Source organism: Acidithiobacillus sp. IBUN Pt1247-S3 (genome assembly GCF_041146875.1).
In the GTDB taxonomy this organism is placed as follows: Bacteria; Pseudomonadota; Gammaproteobacteria; order Acidithiobacillales; family Acidithiobacillaceae; genus Igneacidithiobacillus.
Genome location: NZ_JBFRXP010000010.1, coordinates 1 through 15,552, shown reverse-complemented (window position 1 = coordinate 15,552; position 15,552 = coordinate 1). Strand labels below are relative to the sequence as shown.

Here is a 15,552-nt window from a genome sequence, read left to right as displayed (position 1 = left end):
GGAGGACCACCCTGTGACCCAAAACGTTTGCTCGGTCTGCACATCGGGCACGGCCGTCCGCCGGTCTTTGCGGAACCGTCTAGAGCCAGATGATCGCAGAGACCAACGCTCCCCTGCCGAGGACCATGGACTGCTCGTTTTGGCCATCCTCAGCATACTCATGGCATTCGCTTCCATCTCCACTGATCTATACCTACCAGCCCTCCCTGCTATGGCGCAGTCATTACACGCCAGTCCTGGATCGGTCGAACTGACGATCTCAGGTTATCTCATCGGATTCAGTGTCGGACAGTTGTTCTGGGGACCATTTGCCGACCGTCATGGGCGGCGATTGCCAGTGGCGCTGGGGTTGCTGCTGTTCATCATCGGTTCCGCGGGCTGCGCCTTAGCTGCCAATATCAACGTGATGATTGTGTGGCGGGTGGTGCAGGCCGTTGGGGCTTGTGCGAGCGTGGTACTTGCACGAGCCATGGTGCGCGATCTGTATGACGGGGTGCGTGCTGCCAAGATGTTGTCAACCCTCATAACGGTAATGGCTATTGCACCATTGGTCGGGCCCAGCGTGGGCGGCTTGATTCTGCATGTAGCGTCTTGGCGGGCAATTTTCTGGACCCTGGTTATCGTTGGTCTATTGACTTTGGTAACGCTGACCATTCTGCCGGAGACGCTCCCCCACCACCATCGCAGCAGGGAAGCTCTGCACAAAACATTTTTCCGGTACGCTGAACTGCTACGTAACGGTCGCCTGCTAGCTTACGCCTGGGCTGGTGGATTCTTCTACGGTGGCGTCTACGCCTATATCGCAGGAACGCCTTTCGCTTTCATCTCCTATTACCATGTGTCACCTCAGGTCTACGGTCTGCTATTCGCGGTCGGAATTCTGGGCGTTATGATCACCAATCAGATCAACGGCCGTTTGGTAGGACGCATGGGCAGCGATCGCTTACTGCGTTTCGGTACCTACGGCGCAGCGCTTTCAGTGCTCTGGCTGCTCATTGCAACACTGAGCGGCTGGGGCGGGCTGGCTGGGTTGGTACTACCGCTTTGTCTATACATTTCCGCCAATGGCTTCATCGTCGCCAATTCCATCGCTGGGGCACTTGGCCTACTGCCGCAACGCGCAGGGGCAGTTTCAGCGTTAGTGGGAGCGATACAGTACGGCAGTGGCATCTTGGGCTCGGCTCTGGTCGGCATATTTGCTGACGGCACACCGCGACCAATGGCATGGGTGATTGCGATTTTTGCCATGGGCAGCCTAGTCTCCGTACATTTTTTGCCAAATAGGACTGCATCGTATCATTCTTCAACACCGGGAGGGCATCCATGAAGTACAGGTTATTGGGTAACAGCGGGTTGGAGGTATCTGCGATAGGCTTAGGCTGCATGAGCATGAGCGCGGCATATGGACCACCGGCCGATCATAAAGACATGATGACCTTAATCCGTGAGGCGGTAGACCTAGGAATCACGTTCTTTGATACGGCAGAATCCTATGGGCCCTTCGCGAATGAGGAGTTGGTGGGAGAAGCACTTGCGCCAATGCGGGAAAGGGTGGTAATTGCCACCAAATTCGGCTTTGACATCGACCCGGCCAGCGGTAAACGCAGCGGACGCCTAAACAGTCGCCCCGAGCATATTCGCGCTGTGGCAGACGCCAGTCTTAAAAGGTTGGGGACCGATCGCATTGATTTATTTTACCAACACCGCGTTGACCCCGACGTTCCTATTGAAGAGGTAGCCGGCACTGTGCGAGATTTGATTCAGGAAGGAAAGGTCAAGCACTTCGGCCTCTCCGAGGCAGGTACCCAGACCATCCGCCGCGCCCATGCAGTGCAACCGGTTGCCGCCGTGCAGAGCGAGTATTCGCTGTGGTACCGCGGGCCGGAGGCAGAGCTCTTACCGACGTTGGAGCAACTCGGTGTTGGTTTCGTGCCTTTTAGTCCCCTGGGTGCGGGGTTTTTGACCGGAGCCATCGGCGCAGACACAGAGTTCCACGCCACGGATTTTCGCAATTCCGTCCCGCGCTTTGCGCCCGAAGTCCGTGAAGCAAATCTCGTTTTGGTGGAACAGATTAAAACCTTCGCCGAGCAACGCGGAGCAACACCGGCACAGATCGCGCTGGCCTGGTTACTGGCTCAAAAGCCTTGGATTGCCCCCATCCCTGGTACGACAAAGTTGCACCGTCTGAAGGAAAACCTTACGGCCACAGACATTACGCTGACTGCCTCGGAAGTTGAAGATCTAGGGCAAGCAGCCGCGCAGATCGCAACGTATGGCGATCGATTGCCAGCTGCTGTACTTGCGATGACAGACCACTAACCTGACTGCAGAGCCCCCCGGGCACTTTACAACGACGGATGCGTAGCCAGCCATTCTTGGAGCGCTGCATCCATGCGTGGCTGCCAGCCTGGGCCAGCGGGCGCGAAAGCGGGCACCCGTTCGGCTTCATTGCGGTGTTTCAGCAAAAACGCCGCGCATCCTTGAGCAGCAGCATCAGTTGTCGATCGTGTGCGGGTGTCGACTCGAAGCCAAAACGACGATAGAACGCCTCGGCATCTTCGTCGATGGGGTGTGTCAGCAGCGCTCGAATGCCTGCGTGCTCAGCAATTGCAACCGTTCGGCGAATGGCGTCTTGCAGCAGGCTGAAGCCAAGACCCTGTCTTTGGTAGTCGAGATCGACCGCAAGCCTCGCCAGAATGACCAGCGGAATCGGGTATTGGCCCGTCCCGCGACGCATCCGCTCGGGAGCGTCGAGCGTGTCAATCTGGCCAACGGTCAAGCTGAAATACCCGGCAACGCGACGGCCTTCGCAGGCGACGAACGTTTTCGCAAAACCACTACCTTGCGCTTGGCGTGCGTGTCGTAGCAGCCAATCGGTGAGGGCTGGTTTTCCGCAGTCAAAATCCTCCAGCCAATGACTCGCATCCAGTGATTGTGGTACCGATAGACTCATTTTTCCGCCCACACCGGGCGTCGGGAGAATAAATTGGCCAAACCGGCGTTGTCAGACTCCGGTCGATCCAGCATTTCCAGGAGCGCCTGGTACTGACTGCCGGAAACCATAAACAACCGCTGGTCGAGCAAGGTTTTTTCTGCCGCTTGGTAAGCGGCATCGAGAATGAAATCCGTTAAAGATTTGTGTGCGATCTCGGCGGCGCGACGCAGAACGGCTTCCTGTTCAGGTGTTGCGCGCAGGCCTAGCCTGGCCGAACGAGCGGTAGTAGTGGTCATGGCAAGCTCACCCTATGATGTACAATGGCCTCAATGTTAGTACAAATGACGTATTTTTCCAGGAGGCCATTTTCCAGCAGACATATCGTTCCAACTTCGGGGCGGCTGGCTAGTGGTCGGCGGTGTCCGAAGGCGTCGCAGCATCAAAGAGAGGCTCGCGCTTGATTACATACCGCCTAGTTGGTATCTTTTCTGCTCTACTGTGACTGAAGGGATACTGCCATGACGACCTTACACCTCACCGCCCCCGCCGACGCCCAAGGTGAGCTAGCGGAGCTCTATGCCAACATTCAGCAAGCCTTTGGTGGCGTGCCCGAAGGCCTGCAGCTCTTTGGGGTCAGCCCCAAACTGCTACAGATTCAGATGCAGTTGCTGGGCTACTTTGGCCAACATCCACGCCTCTCGCCGAATTTTCTCGCCCTTCTGCGCTATATTCTGTCCGAGGATGGGCACTGCCAATTTTGTATCGGCTTTAATCGTGGCCTTTTGCTCAACGCCGGCATCAGCGATTCCGCCATTGCCAACGCCTTGAAAGACCCGCGCCACGGCCCCTTGAGCGATGCGGAAAACCAGCTCCTGGACTATGCGGTGCGCGCCGTGCGCAATCCACGCGCGGTGGAGGACCAGGAAATTACCGCACTGCACCAGTTGGGCTGGACCGATCAAGACATTTTTGATGCCGTTGCCCACGGTGCCCAGCATACCGCCGTGGATATCCTCTTCGAGACCTTTCGCGTCGCGGCGCAGTAAACAACCGCAAGCGGGCGAAAATCTTTCCGCCCTACTGGGTCACCATGGGGCGGATGGCGCTGAAGCCTCCATCCACGGCCAATATCTGCCCGGTAACCTGCCCCGCATGGAGCAAAAACAGAAGGGCCCCTGCCACATCGTTTGGGGAGATCAACTCTTCCAAGGGATATTGTTTGCGCGCCATTTCCCGTGAGCGCTCGTTACGCAGCATGTGGCTCGCCGCAGGGCTGTCCATCAGCCCAGAGCGGACCGCATTGATGCGGATATGATCGCGGGCGTGGGTGGCAGCCGCCGCCAGGACCAGGGCCTCCAGACCGCCCTTGGCCGCGGCTACTGCCTCATGAAATGCCACTCCGGTTCCGGCAACCACCGAGGAGACGAAAACCGCAGCACCACCGCCACCCGCCTTTTTGCGGGCGGAGACAAAGGCGCGCAGGGTGAAAAAGGCAGAGTCGAGGTTGGCCGCCAAACATTGGCGATACTGTTCTTCTGAGGTCTGGGCGAGCCCCGCCAGCAAAAAGCTACCGGCAAGGTGCGCCAGAAACTCGGGGACGATATTGCGTTGGGCCAGTTCGGCAAACACCGCTTCAGCTCCGCTCTGGTCAGACACATCGCCCTGAATCCATACCTGCCCGGCATCCGTGTCTGCTGGCGCGGCCTGGCGCGAGACCGCCACCACGCCCCAGCCTGCCGTCCGTAACGCGACAAAGAGTGCTTGGGCCAAAGCCCCCGAAGCACCCGTGACGACTATCCATCGCTCCATGCTGATCTCCTATAAGCGTGTTGCCTGCGCCAGAATCTGTTGCCACTGGGCATACAGGGCTTGGCGGCGGACCTTGCCGGTGCCGCTTTGCCAGGCCTGCCACTGCTCAGGCGGCAGGGCAAAGAGGGGATAGGGCTCGTGCCAGTGGCGCCGCAGTTGTGCCCAATCCCCATCGGTAACGGCGCCTAGGGCGCTCAAGCGCCGCTCGCCGGGAGCGCCGAGGAGCAACTGGGCCAAACCAGGGTAACGCGCCCGTAGCCGCAGTTCCTCGCCTTCGGGCTGAATGCCCCGACCATCCGCCAGCTTGAAGGCAGCGTCGCGGCGGCCTTGCCAGCGGTAATCTCCCGTGGGCAGCGGGATGAGGCAGTCGCCGCTGTCGATCCAGCCGCCGACATCGCTGACCGCCTCCCAGGCCTCTCCCGTCCAACGCCCCAGGGACTGCCCCGACGCGCGATAGCGCAGGGTTCCATCCACAACGCCCTCCAGGGCGGGCAGCAGGGTGCCCACCCCCGCCTCGGAGAACACCCCCGGCGCGCCCAGGCTTACCCCAGGGCCGGCCTCCGTCTGCCCATAGCCCACCCGCAGACGGCTGCCCGCCAAGTGCGCAGCCAACGGGGCATCCACCGGGGCGCCGCCGACGATGCCTCCCTGGATCTCCCCTAACTGCGCGGGGGTCAGAAGCGCGGCGATGCGCGGCACCGTGCAAAGGTGGGTCATGGACGCCTGGCGCAGTTCCGCGAGGGGGGCCAGCACCAGCTCGGCCCCTGCGATGACCGCTGGCAAGAGCTCCAGCACCCCGGCAAAGACGTGGCTCCAGGGCAGGGTATTGCGCACGAGACTCGCGCGCGACAAAGCCAAGGCCGGACCATGCTGCTGCCACTGCCAGAGCAGGGCCGCGTAGGACAAGCCGTAGGCGCTACCCTGGCCCACGGTAGCCGAACTCCAGTAGATACTGGCGAGGTCCTCGGGATCCGCCACGACGGGCCGCCCCGGATTCAACCAGCGCTCGCGGATGGCCCCGTCCTCCCAGTAAACCAGGAGCTGCGGGGCCAAGAGGCGCAAGCGTCGGTTCTGCTCTGGGGCGGTTAGCTCCGGCAGCGGGCAGAATACCCAGTTCCCCTGCCAAGCCGCCAGCCAGTGGGCCAGAAAAGCCGGGCTATTGGGGAGGATGACGGCGATGCGCGCCCTTGCCGGAAGTTGTTGGCGCCAGCGCTGACGCAGGCGCAAGGACCAAGCGAGTAGGGCAGTGCCGGGCCAGCCGTGGCTGATACCGTCTACCCGCCAGTCCAAACAGTAACCGGACTCCAGGCCGGCACGTAGCAGCTGCAAAAGCTCGGCCCGCGCAGTCACACTCTCGACTCTGCTTCCGCATCCAGCCGCGCCACATAACTGAACATACAGCGACGTGCGTCCGCTACCAGTTCGGACGGCAATTTGCCTTCGAGCTCCACGATGCGCTCATCAATATCCTGCAGTTGCTGAATTTGCTCTCGCTGCAGAAAGCGATCGCCATCCCCCTGATAGGCGTTATTTAATAACTGCCACAGACTTTGCAGACAGAAATACAGCAGCAGGTCTTGTTCTTCGCGCGATCCCGAAGTAGAAAAACGTTGCTCCCCCAGCGCATCCAGGGCGAGAAGAAAAGCATCCTCCAAGTATGCTTGTGGTTGCGCACTCATCCTAAATCCTCGAATAGTGGAACCGCCCGGTCCAAGAAAAGAAAGACCAGCGCTGTTTGCTTGCTGTCGTGCAACATATGCACATGCGCTGAAATCGGCCGGATGCGGTAGGTGAAGGTGTAGAAGAAGTGTTCATCAAGCTGCCCCTCCTCGCGCGCACGCAGGTATCGTCCTCGGAACAAGCGACTGGCGGTACAAGGCGCCACGTCTACGAAAAAATCCTTGCCGATCACTTCGGCACGGGGGAGACCACTCAATCGTTCTTCGGCACTGTTGAACAAGACGACACGCGCGGCGGTGTCGAGTGCAATCACGCCGAAGCCCCACTGCTCAATCTGCTGTTTGTCGATTCGCGCAAGCTGGTTGCGCCATGCTTGTGGAAAAAATTCTTTCACCCTCTCCCCTCGCTGCGCTGACCTGGCTTTGTACTATACGGCTTGAACGTGGCATGATCGCACTACCATATGCTTGAAGTGGTAGTCGTTACGTCCTATACAAATAGAGTACATAAAAAACCATGCAAACGGAAGATGGCCAATACCCTATTAGCGTTGTAGAGCAGGAAACCGGGATTTCCAAAGAATTGCTGCGGATGTGGGAGCGACGTTATGACTTTCCGATACCGGAACGTGACGCGAGCGGCAATCGTTTGTACAGTCGAACACAGATTGAACGCTTACAGGACATCAACAAACTCCTCGCCGCTGGTTATCGACCTGGCTTTGTGGTTGGCGCCGACGGTGAGAAAATCGAGCGGCTTTTGCAGGAGTTACCCGAAAGCGCCGCACCAACTGCTGATGATCAAGGTGAAGTGCAGCTGGAAGCACTATGGGATTCCCTGCAAGATCAAGATTTTCCTGCGTATCGGAGACTGCTTCGCCAGGACTTGGCGGCGGAGGGCGCGCGTCAGTTCATTACGCAGGTCGCCGCCCCTCTGCAACAGCGTCTGGCACGGGCAGAGCTTGATGACTTTCTCCCTGGTTTCGTCATCCGCCTGGCCCAGCAACAACTAATTGAAGCGTTGGGTTTGGCAATCGCCATGCTTCCCACACCCGATCCGCAAGGCCTGCAGATTTTGCTCGCCAATCTTGCGGGAGAGAATCGGCCAGTCGAGTTGCAGATGATCCGCACGCTGTTGCTCAGTAGTGGTGCGGACGTACTCTTTCTGGGAAATGAACCGGACTTGGATGACGTACTCGCCTGTCTGCGGAGCTGCGCCGTGCCAGTACTACAGATTGCCATTTCTGCCGCTTCCATTACCGCCGCCAACCAGCAGGCCATCGCCCGGCTGCGCCGCGAAATGCCCGCGCAGACCAGCCTGTGGCTGAGCGGTAGTGGTGCGGAGGAGATTGATGGCGCGGGCAGTGAACCGCGCTTCCGCCGCTTGCGGGATCTCTTGCAAGCCGTACAGAGTTGGCAAAAACCAATGCGTAAAGTTTGACCATATTTTGTATACTACAAAAGATTGACAATAGGGCTGCGCCAGACTAAGCTCCTACTACGCGATCAACGTAGGAGCAAGTGTCATGGACATCCGTACCTTCGGCCTCTACGAAGACAAGTTCTATTGGAAGAGCCAAGAGGAGTACAAGACCAAGTTCGTCAAGGCGCGTATTGCCGAGGTCACCAAGTCCCCCGATGGTCGTCTGTTGGTGAAGGGGGAAGACACCCTAGTCAAGCGCCCCATCGTCATCCCCATGGACCTGGTGGTGCACGCCATTGGCATGGATCCCAACGCGCTAAACCCCGAGATTGCCAAGACCTTTGGTATCGGCCTGGAAAAGCACGGTTTTATCGACAGGGCCGAGCAGTACACCAACAGTCAGGGTACGACGCGCAAGGGTATTTATGTTTGTGGCGCCGCAACGGGGCCAGAAACCATTGACGACTCGATTGCCCAGGGGCAGTCAGCGGGATCGCGGGCGGTGATGGATCTGTATCAGCTTGCACGTATGAGAGCGTAGGAGGATGCGATGAAATCTCGTGATCTACATCCCGGTCTGAAAGCTCTCGTGTTTTTCTCGATTGCGGCATTCTTCGCTGCCGAGGGTTCCGCCAACACGCCTTTCTGGGACCTGAGTGCGGGGATCCTGGCGATAGTCGCTATCGCTTATGTGGTGAGTCCCATACTGCCGAAGGAGCAGCGGCAGGCGGAGCGGATTCCGATCAAAATTCCAGTACGCAAGGATTGACTTCTGGTGGCCTATTGGGGAGCGTTCGCGCTCCCTTTTTTTATGCATCGTTGTACGAGATTTTTACGTAGTAATAAGAAAGGGAGGTCGCCACACATGACTATCACCAGTACCAAAACCTACGCCAGGAGCACCCCCGAATTTCTTTTGGATCAGTTCTTCTCCGGACCCATGGCGGCCAGTGGAATCTTTTGTGACCGTAATCGGCGGGTGCGTAATCGTTTCTTTATGCATCTGTTCGGCGCATGGCAGGGCGATCAGGGTACCTTGGAAGAACGATTTACTTTTCTCGATGATCAGGGCACTTGCACCCATGCCGAGCGTGTTTGGAAACTGGAAATGTTGGACCACAAGAATTTTCGGGGAACGGCCAAGGGCAGCGCGGGAGATTTAGTTGGTCTCGCGGAAGGGGCGTCTGAGGGCTACGCCATGCACTGGCGGTATACCGTACGCCAGCCGGTTGGCGACAAACAGTACAACTTACGTACTGACGATCGCATGTTTCTTCTGGACGATAATCACGTCGCCAACCACAGCCGTATGCATTTTTGGGGGATTTTCGTGGGCGAGGCAATCATCGAGATTCACCGCCTGCCAGCAGAAATGGCGGAGCGGGTGCGCAGCTACCCGCAGCCCGGAGAATACCAATGAACAGAGATTTTTGGCGTGACAAACGTTGCTGGTTGATTGGTGCGAGCTCGGGTATTGGTGCTGCAACTGCACAGGCGCTTCATGCTGCTGGTGCACGGGTGGCGTTGAGCGCGCGCCACAGCGAAAAACTTGCGGCGGTCCTGCCCGCAGACCAGCGCACTTTGCTGCTCCCTGCCGATGTGCAGGATGGTGAAAGCCTGATGCAGGCGCACGCGCAGATCCTGCAGCAATGGCAAGGCCTCGATCTGCTTGTCTATTTGGCCGGTGCTTACACGCCTGCGCGTAGCTGGGATTTGAATCTCCAAACGGCAGAAGACATCCTCGATGTGAATTACCGCGGTGCCCTGCGCGCCCTGGCTACAGCATTGCCTGGCTGGGAGCAGCGCGGTGCCGGGCAGATCGTACTCGTTTCCAGTATTGCTGCTCTTCGGGGGCTGCCTCAGTCGCTCTACTATGGACCCAGTAAGGCGGCGCTCACGCACCTGGCTGAGGTTTTGCGCATCGATCTCGAGCCGCGCGGCTTTCACGTGCAGGTGGTGCATCCCGGCTTCGTTGCCACGCCACTCACGGCGCAAAACGAGTTTTCCATGCCGCATCTGTTGCAGCCAAGCGAGGCTGCACAGGCATTGCTGCGCGGCATGCAGAGCAAACGCTTTGCCATCGAATTTCCGCCCGCTTTCACGCGCCGCTTCAGCCTTCTGCGCTGCCTACCCTACCGTTGGTATTTTCCCCTGATTCGCCGCGCGACGAAGATGTAGGCAAACGCGGGCTGGGTGTGGCTCGCCGCCATGCTGAGCACCTGAAAGCTCCTGCAGCGGCTAGCCGTGCCTGACTAGCAAGGTACAGGGTATGATGCGCCCTCTCTTCAAGCGCCGTGGAGATATCTGCTGATGTCCATCAATCTGCTCCGTAATCTGAGCCTGCGCCAGCTACAAATCTTTGAGGCAGTGGTTCGCCTTGGCGGCGTGGGCAAGGCCGCGGAAGAGCTTTTCGTCTCCCAGCCGACCATCTCCATCCAGCTGAAAACCCTGGCCGAAACCCTGGGCGAGCCGATTTTTGAAAAAGCTGGCCGCAGCCTGCGTCCAACAGCCGTTGGCCAAGACTTGTATACTTGCTGTCGGAGTATCTTTCGCAGTCTGGATGATCTGGAAACCGCTATATCTGAACGTCACGGTCTGGCGCGGGGGCACTTGCGCCTTGCCGTGGTCACCACCGCCAAGTACATCGCCCCAGAACTGCTCGGTGCTTTCGGGGAAAGCTATCCGGGAATCGACCTTTCCTTGCAGGTGAACAATCGCGATCGCATCCTCGAACGTATCCAGAATGCGGAGGATGACATCTATATCATGGGAGAGCCTCCGCAAGAGGATCTCTCCATCGTATCCGTGGCTTTTGCCCTGAACCCCATTGTCGTCATGGTCGCCGCCAATCACCCGCTACTGGATAAGGGAAGGATTCCGCTGGCGGATCTGGCGCAGCAGCCCTTTTTGTTTCGTGAACCGGGCTCTGGTACGCGCAAGGCCACCATGCGCGTGTTTGAGCAGAAGCATTTTCATCCGCATATCCGCATGGAGCTTGGCAGCAACGAGGCGATCAAGCATGCCATTGTTGGACATCTGGGCATTGCTGTCCTGTCGCTGCATTCCCTGGCCTTGGAAGGAGCGGATGGCCCCATTCGCGTGCTCGATGTTGAAGGCTTCCCCATCCTGCGCCAGTGGTACCTAGTCTATCCCAAAGAACGACCGCTTTCCCTGGCAGCCCAAGCATTTCTCGATTTTGCCCGCAAAAAGGAGAATGAAATCAGTGAACAGTTACTGCATGGCTGGCCAGCCATGAAAAAATCCCTCGCCTAGGGTGGCGAGGGGACATAATCGAAAAACGAGACGTTTTACAGAGGACGTAACTGCCATCCCCCGTCTGGTTGCCGCTCGTGCGGGCTTCCATCTTCGGCAATCTGGAAGAGTGTCATCCAGCGATTGCAGATCATGTTGCGGAGCAAAGGATGGGCAGCGATGATGCCATCCATAGCCTGCTGTGGCGCCTCAATAAACACCGATAAACGCAATGGCTCGTGGCGTAGCTCATAGCCATCGAGGAGAGACTGAACCGCGAGACCTACCCGCAAATCGCCACCGTTGCCCTCCAGCACGCCAATCAGTCCGCCGACCACATTGTGCAAGACCTTGTTGCCGCTGCCTTGGCGCAGGTTATCGACAGTGGAGCCGTAATATTGCAGGTTGATCCAGCTTGCCACCACCAAGGGGGCGGTCATGATCAGGGTCAACACGGAAAAGTCCGGGTCTTGCGCCGCCTCGTAGTCGTGCAGGAAAGCGCGCCCCGCCAGGTTGGCGCCGGCGGTACGCCAGCGCGGCGCCGCGATGAACGCGGCATTGCCCGCCAGGGCCCATTCCGGCCGTACCTGCGACCAGTCTTTTCCGCGCCAGTTCAGGAGTTTTTCTGCCTGCTGAGGGTCGCTGATACCAGGCATCAACTTGCTGATGCGCTCGAGTCGGGTCAGGTCCCCAGCTTGCCGTAGTGCCTCTTTCACCTCGTGCAACTCGCTACTTTTTGCAAATCGACTCTTTGGCTCATACAGGGTGACCTGATCGTTGCTGGTATCGTGCATGCCGGCGAGAAAATGGGTATCCGCCGGTATGTCGATGCCCCGTTCCCGTAAACCCGCACGCAGCGTCGTATCGTTGAGGAGATCAGCGGTAACTCGGGCACTCACCTCGCCAGTCTGTCCGGCACAGGCACCACAATCCAAACCGGCACGGTGGGCATTGTTGGTAGTCGTACTGCCGTGGCCGAGCAGGAGCACGATTGGGGCAAAGTTTTCCGTCAGACCAAGACCACGTAACACCCGCTCGGCAAGGCTCACCTTGGCCTCGGTACCGCCAGCAAAAACGGTGTCCGCCAGAACCGGGTGCACTTGCTGCAATTCCTGCGCGGTCAACGCCGCGTGATCGGGAGCGACCGAAGGCTGTTGCCAGCCCAGGCTCTCGCTTAACATGCGCACGCCGTAAGCCATACCGGCAGACTCGACGAAGGAAAAACAAGAAGCCGCCGCAGTCTTGAACTGCTTCCACTCCGCCCGCCGCCGCAAACGACCAATACGTTTTTTCTGCACGGCGGCAGGCAGCGACTCTTCGGCCGTCAATTTTGCCGACAAAAGAACCGGGAGATGTCCACGGCTCCTGTACTCCCCCTCGCGTCGATATTGCAGAGGAACGCCAAAAAAGCCTGCGAAACCAATGGTCTGAACATCTTCCATCACCGCCTCCAAATGGCGACGAAAGACCTCCGAGCGCACGTCGATGCAGAAGGCCGCCTGCAAACTTGGACGTGCATTGGAAACGAGCATCGCCTGCTCCCTGTTGCGGTGGAATTGGCGCGTGATGCCCTGGCGAAAATTTTTCTCCAGGGCGCGTACACAAGCCTCGCGCACACGCATCTCCCGCTCGAGATCTTTTGCATCCACATGCTGCCAGCGGCGCAGCTTCTTTTGCCAAAGCTCGCGTTTCTCGATATCGGCAAGAGAGTACAGCATGGCCTCCCACATCAGACGAATCGTCAGCAGCTCTGGGAGCTCACTGCTGGTGCCACCCTGCAACTCTGCCTGCCAAACCTGATATCGGCACCAACTCGCCCAGCCGCCAATCGATTTGAGCAACGCAAGAAGATAGTCTGCCAGTAGTGTCCCAGGGACATCCAAGATGTCTAAAGCCCATTCCTGCGCCGCTACGGCATTGCGGGGAACCTGCATGAGAATTTTGCGGATGTCGCCAATGCCAATGACCTTGGCGCTGCGATTGCGCAAGGCATATTGTCGCCAGGCGTCGAAGAGTCCCTGCTCATCCTCGGTCTGCGGACGCATCCAGCTTGCCTGGCCGCGATCATAGTAGGCAGCGAGGAACTGCCCGATCTGATCGAGAAGGAAATCGTCGATCGCCGGTGCATTTGCCCGGTGCAAGACGTTACTGAGCAGAAGCAAAGGCTTGAGCTCTGGCGCCTGATCCTTTTTCAGGAAGCGGAGCATCTCGTTGGCAGGCAGAGATTGGCCGAGATCCGCTGCCGCTGCCTGTATGTCCTCGACGCTGATCTTGCCAGCCTCCCACTGCTGGCGAAACCAGGAGCGATCGAGAAAGAGCTTTTCGCCGCAGAGGCTGCTCAGGTATACCGCGGTCTGCGCAAAATCCTGATCCATGAAGCCCCAGTAAGGGTTTACGGCCACAAAGGAATCCAAGGGCCATAGGGGCGCAATCTTGGCACAGACCTGCGTAACTATCTCTTCCTGCTGCATTTGCATTGTCTTGCTCATCGTCCACCTCGCGCTACAGTCTCATAACTTTCCGAAGAATCCAGGCTATCGAATTCCATGCTCGGACCCTGCTTTTGCACCGCAAACTTCTCTGGCCATAAGCGGTAGGCAATGCGCTCGATCCACAGGTCTACGTACAAACCGTTATACAGGGCTACATACATGGACCGTTGCCAGGAAATGGGCAATTGCGTTCTTCCGGGCCCCTGAATCCAGGAAAGGAAGAGAAAGCTCAGCATCACAAAGGCCGCGAAGATCTGATAGGCCGGGGAAGTGCTCGCACCGTGTGCGAAATCCGCGGCAAAGACGCCGTGAAACAGAATATGCAGTAGGTAATACACCGCCATCATCAGCACTGCCAGTACAGCCGCCGTGCTGCGACTGGTCCAACTGGCAAACAGACTTCCCTTGATGAAAATTTGCGACATGGCAATACCAACAATCACCGCCAGCGCAAGGGTAACCGGCTGATTCAGGGGTTGCAGCCCAAGGGCGAAGGATAGGCCCAAGGAGGCGGCCAAGCCCAAAACCGTACCCAACAACCAGCTCGCAAAATTGCCCGCCGATGCCGTTGGCTTCAACTGCCGCAGATGGTCCACGCCACTACTCGAACTGAGGAAGGCATGTGCCTTGTACAGGGAGTGCCCGAGCAAGTGCAAAAGAGCGAGGTAAAACAAACCTAATCCCAATTCCAGCAGCATGAAGCCGAGCTGTGCGACTGTTGACCAGGCCAGAGACGACTTGATTGCGGTTTGCGTGATCATGGTCAAGGAAGCAAGCACCAGGGTCATCAAGCCGACTGCGCCCAGGAAGAGGAGTGCAGACTCTTGTCGCAAGAGCAAAGGGCTCATACGCATCGCAACGATCGCACCGCTGTATACCACACCGGCGTGCATCAGTGCCGATACTGGAGTGGGTGCCTCCATAACCTGAATCAGCCAGCCATGAAAGGGAAACTGCGCACTTTTGAGAATCACGGCAAATACCAGGAACCAGGCGGCGAGCTGTAGCTGCCAGGGAAAAGGTCCTGCCTGGGCCAAAACCGATATCTTGCTGAACTCCAAGGTGCCAGCGCCACTCGCTACCAGACCGCTGGTGATGACAAGACAAAGGTCAGCAGCACGACTGAAGAGGGATTTCTTGTGCGCTGCCATGATCGCTTTACGCCGATCGTCATAGAAATCAAGCAGGCGATGCAGACTGAAACCCGTAGCGATTATGGCCAGGGTGAAAAGTCCAAGGTTCCCCGAAATAGTCACCAGTAGAAAGAAACCGCCGGTGAGCGCCAGAAGCTGGAAGAAGCGCGCCTGTGCCCGATCGCCATCGAGATACTCGACGCTGTAGCGCGCGAGTATCATCAAGACAAAAGAGACCAGAGGCGCCAGGAGCATGGTCATAGCGTTCAACTGCACTGATACATCCAGATGCGCGGAAGTTGCTGGCAGGGGCAAGGCGTATAAGACAAAATCACCACGCGCTCCCAGGGCAAAGCCCACGACCGCGAGCAACGCGAGCAAAAAGCCAATGATGGATATAAGCTGTATGCGCGCGCGGTAGCCCTGTGCCGAGACCACCCCAGGCAGGGCCTTGGGTAAGGCGGCGGCGATATACAAGATCGGCAGCGTGCATAGGATGCTGCCAGTAATCGTCGTCAAAAGGTTGGTGCTCATGGGAATCTCCTGCCTGTACCCCAATTTGGGTACAGGCAGAGGATACTCGACACAAAAAATAGATAATAATATTTTATTTAAAATTAAACAATAGATTATATTCTATGTATTTCTGGTTTTGCTCCCATTTCTGCGCATAACCGGCTTGGCATCTTTTGACTAACCATGCCGTTATCTCTATATTTTTGAACTATATGCACATTAGCGATATCTTGGATCAGCTCATTTCAGCCGTTTCGCAGAGTAACGGCACAGAGGATCTTGCCCGGTCGTTGCTGAAACTCATGCAAGAAGT

General features: G+C 57.8%; 16 protein-coding genes and 1 pseudogene. 9 read left to right on the top strand and 8 right to left on the bottom strand.

The window, feature by feature from the left end:
• Positions 1-13: 13 nt before the first annotated feature.
• Positions 14-1,327, top strand: coding sequence for a multidrug effflux MFS transporter (locus tag AB4090_RS08525; protein WP_369573448.1), 1,314 nt, complete (start codon positions 14-16; stop codon positions 1,325-1,327).
• Complete coding sequence (locus AB4090_RS08520; RefSeq protein ID WP_369573447.1) at positions 1,324-2,319, top strand: aldo/keto reductase; 996 nt, start codon at positions 1,324-1,326, stop codon at positions 2,317-2,319. Before AB4090_RS08525 ends, AB4090_RS08520 begins: the two co-directional genes overlap by 4 nt.
• A gap of 139 nt (positions 2,320-2,458) precedes the next feature.
• On the opposite strand, the gene AB4090_RS08515 is transcribed toward AB4090_RS08520, so the two are convergent.
• Together AB4090_RS08515 and AB4090_RS08510 are read right to left on the bottom strand one after the other, a co-directional pair.
• Positions 2,459-2,953, bottom strand: a complete 495-nt coding sequence (locus AB4090_RS08515) for a GNAT family N-acetyltransferase (protein ID WP_369573446.1) — start codon at positions 2,951-2,953, stop codon at positions 2,459-2,461.
• A complete protein-coding gene (locus AB4090_RS08510; protein ID WP_369573445.1) occupies positions 2,950-3,231 on the bottom strand; it encodes a DUF1778 domain-containing protein in 282 nt (93 codons plus the stop codon). The genes AB4090_RS08515 and AB4090_RS08510 overlap by 4 nt, the downstream gene beginning before the upstream one ends.
• A 222-nt stretch (positions 3,232-3,453) precedes the next feature.
• On the opposite strand from AB4090_RS08510, the gene AB4090_RS08505 reads away from it, so the two are divergent.
• Positions 3,454-3,981: a carboxymuconolactone decarboxylase family protein gene (locus AB4090_RS08505; RefSeq protein WP_369573444.1), complete on the top strand. Its 528-nt coding sequence runs from the start codon at positions 3,454-3,456 to the stop codon at positions 3,979-3,981.
• A 31-nt stretch (positions 3,982-4,012) separates the two neighbouring features.
• Here AB4090_RS08505 and AB4090_RS08500 read toward each other — a convergent pair whose 3' ends face one another.
• The 4 genes from AB4090_RS08500 to AB4090_RS08485 are packed head-to-tail and all read right to left on the bottom strand — an operon-like array spanning position 4,013 to position 6,818.
• On the bottom strand, positions 4,013-4,744 hold the full coding sequence (locus AB4090_RS08500) for an SDR family NAD(P)-dependent oxidoreductase (RefSeq protein WP_369573443.1): 732 nt from the start codon (positions 4,742-4,744) through the stop codon (positions 4,013-4,015).
• A gap of 9 nt (positions 4,745-4,753) precedes the next feature.
• Positions 4,754-6,094 (bottom strand): AMP-binding protein, encoded by a 1,341-nt coding sequence (locus tag AB4090_RS08495; protein ID WP_369573442.1) that lies wholly within the window; start codon positions 6,092-6,094, stop codon positions 4,754-4,756.
• Entirely contained in the window at positions 6,091-6,423 is a 333-nt protein-coding gene (locus AB4090_RS08490) for a hypothetical protein (RefSeq protein ID WP_369573441.1), read from the bottom strand. Before AB4090_RS08490 ends, AB4090_RS08495 begins: the two co-directional genes overlap by 4 nt.
• Complete coding sequence (locus AB4090_RS08485) at positions 6,420-6,818, bottom strand: PAS domain-containing protein (protein ID WP_369573440.1); 399 nt, start codon at positions 6,816-6,818, stop codon at positions 6,420-6,422. Before AB4090_RS08485 ends, AB4090_RS08490 begins: the two co-directional genes overlap by 4 nt.
• Positions 6,819-6,940: 122 nt before the next feature.
• Here AB4090_RS08485 and AB4090_RS08480 point away from each other — a divergent pair, with 122 nt between their 5' ends.
• The 6 genes and pseudogenes from AB4090_RS08480 to AB4090_RS08455 all read left to right on the top strand — a co-directional run bounded on the left by AB4090_RS08480 (position 6,941) and on the right by AB4090_RS08455 (position 11,119).
• Positions 6,941-7,864 carry a MerR family transcriptional regulator gene (locus AB4090_RS08480; protein WP_369573439.1) on the top strand — a complete coding sequence of 308 codons (924 nt, stop codon included), beginning with the start codon at positions 6,941-6,943 and terminating at the stop codon, positions 7,862-7,864.
• A gap of 85 nt (positions 7,865-7,949) precedes the next feature.
• A pseudogene (locus AB4090_RS08475) lies at positions 7,950-8,387 on the top strand (FAD-dependent oxidoreductase); the annotation flags it as partial.
• 9 nt (positions 8,388-8,396) lie between these two features.
• On the top strand, positions 8,397-8,615 hold the full coding sequence (locus AB4090_RS08470; RefSeq protein ID WP_369573438.1) for a hypothetical protein: 219 nt from the start codon (positions 8,397-8,399) through the stop codon (positions 8,613-8,615).
• A gap of 96 nt (positions 8,616-8,711) precedes the next feature.
• A complete protein-coding gene (locus AB4090_RS08465) occupies positions 8,712-9,266 on the top strand; it encodes a DUF3833 family protein (protein WP_369573437.1) in 555 nt (184 codons plus the stop codon).
• On the top strand, positions 9,263-10,024 hold the full coding sequence (locus AB4090_RS08460) for an SDR family NAD(P)-dependent oxidoreductase (protein WP_369573436.1): 762 nt from the start codon (positions 9,263-9,265) through the stop codon (positions 10,022-10,024). The genes AB4090_RS08465 and AB4090_RS08460 overlap by 4 nt, the downstream gene beginning before the upstream one ends.
• A gap of 132 nt (positions 10,025-10,156) precedes the next feature.
• Positions 10,157-11,119: a LysR family transcriptional regulator gene (locus AB4090_RS08455; RefSeq protein ID WP_369573435.1), complete on the top strand. Its 963-nt coding sequence runs from the start codon at positions 10,157-10,159 to the stop codon at positions 11,117-11,119.
• A gap of 35 nt (positions 11,120-11,154) precedes the next feature.
• On the opposite strand, the gene AB4090_RS08450 is transcribed toward AB4090_RS08455, so the two are convergent.
• Positions 11,155-13,587 carry a YbcC family protein gene (locus AB4090_RS08450; protein ID WP_369573434.1) on the bottom strand — a complete coding sequence of 811 codons (2,433 nt, stop codon included), beginning with the start codon at positions 13,585-13,587 and terminating at the stop codon, positions 11,155-11,157.
• Complete coding sequence (locus AB4090_RS08445; RefSeq protein WP_369573433.1) at positions 13,584-15,257, bottom strand: proton-conducting transporter membrane subunit; 1,674 nt, start codon at positions 15,255-15,257, stop codon at positions 13,584-13,586. The genes AB4090_RS08450 and AB4090_RS08445 overlap by 4 nt, the downstream gene beginning before the upstream one ends.
• Positions 15,258-15,552 lie beyond the last annotated feature (295 nt).

Bases quoted from the DNA above. Each gene is read 5' to 3' on its own strand.
- AB4090_RS08465 (WP_369573437.1), top strand. From the start codon at position 8,712: ATGACTATCACCAGTACCAAAACCTACGCCAGGAGCACCCCCGAATTT.
- AB4090_RS08460 (WP_369573436.1), top strand. From the start codon at position 9,263: ATGAACAGAGATTTTTGGCGTGACAAACGTTGCTGGTTGATTGGTGCG.
- AB4090_RS08490 (WP_369573441.1), bottom strand. From the start codon at position 6,423: ATGAGTGCGCAACCACAAGCATACTTGGAGGATGCTTTTCTTCTCGCC.
- AB4090_RS08520 (WP_369573447.1), top strand. From the start codon at position 1,324: ATGAAGTACAGGTTATTGGGTAACAGCGGGTTGGAGGTATCTGCGATA.
- AB4090_RS08450 (WP_369573434.1), bottom strand. From the start codon at position 13,587: ATGAGCAAGACAATGCAAATGCAGCAGGAAGAGATAGTTACGCAGGTC.
- AB4090_RS08445 (WP_369573433.1), bottom strand. From the start codon at position 15,257: ATGAGCACCAACCTTTTGACGACGATTACTGGCAGCATCCTATGCACG.
- AB4090_RS08455 (WP_369573435.1), top strand. From the start codon at position 10,157: ATGTCCATCAATCTGCTCCGTAATCTGAGCCTGCGCCAGCTACAAATC.
- AB4090_RS08515 (WP_369573446.1), bottom strand. From the start codon at position 2,953: ATGAGTCTATCGGTACCACAATCACTGGATGCGAGTCATTGGCTGGAG.
- AB4090_RS08510 (WP_369573445.1), bottom strand. From the start codon at position 3,231: ATGACCACTACTACCGCTCGTTCGGCCAGGCTAGGCCTGCGCGCAACA.
- AB4090_RS08500 (WP_369573443.1), bottom strand. From the start codon at position 4,744: ATGGAGCGATGGATAGTCGTCACGGGTGCTTCGGGGGCTTTGGCCCAA.
- AB4090_RS08505 (WP_369573444.1), top strand. From the start codon at position 3,454: ATGACGACCTTACACCTCACCGCCCCCGCCGACGCCCAAGGTGAGCTA.
- AB4090_RS08480 (WP_369573439.1), top strand. From the start codon at position 6,941: ATGCAAACGGAAGATGGCCAATACCCTATTAGCGTTGTAGAGCAGGAA.
- AB4090_RS08470 (WP_369573438.1), top strand. From the start codon at position 8,397: ATGAAATCTCGTGATCTACATCCCGGTCTGAAAGCTCTCGTGTTTTTC.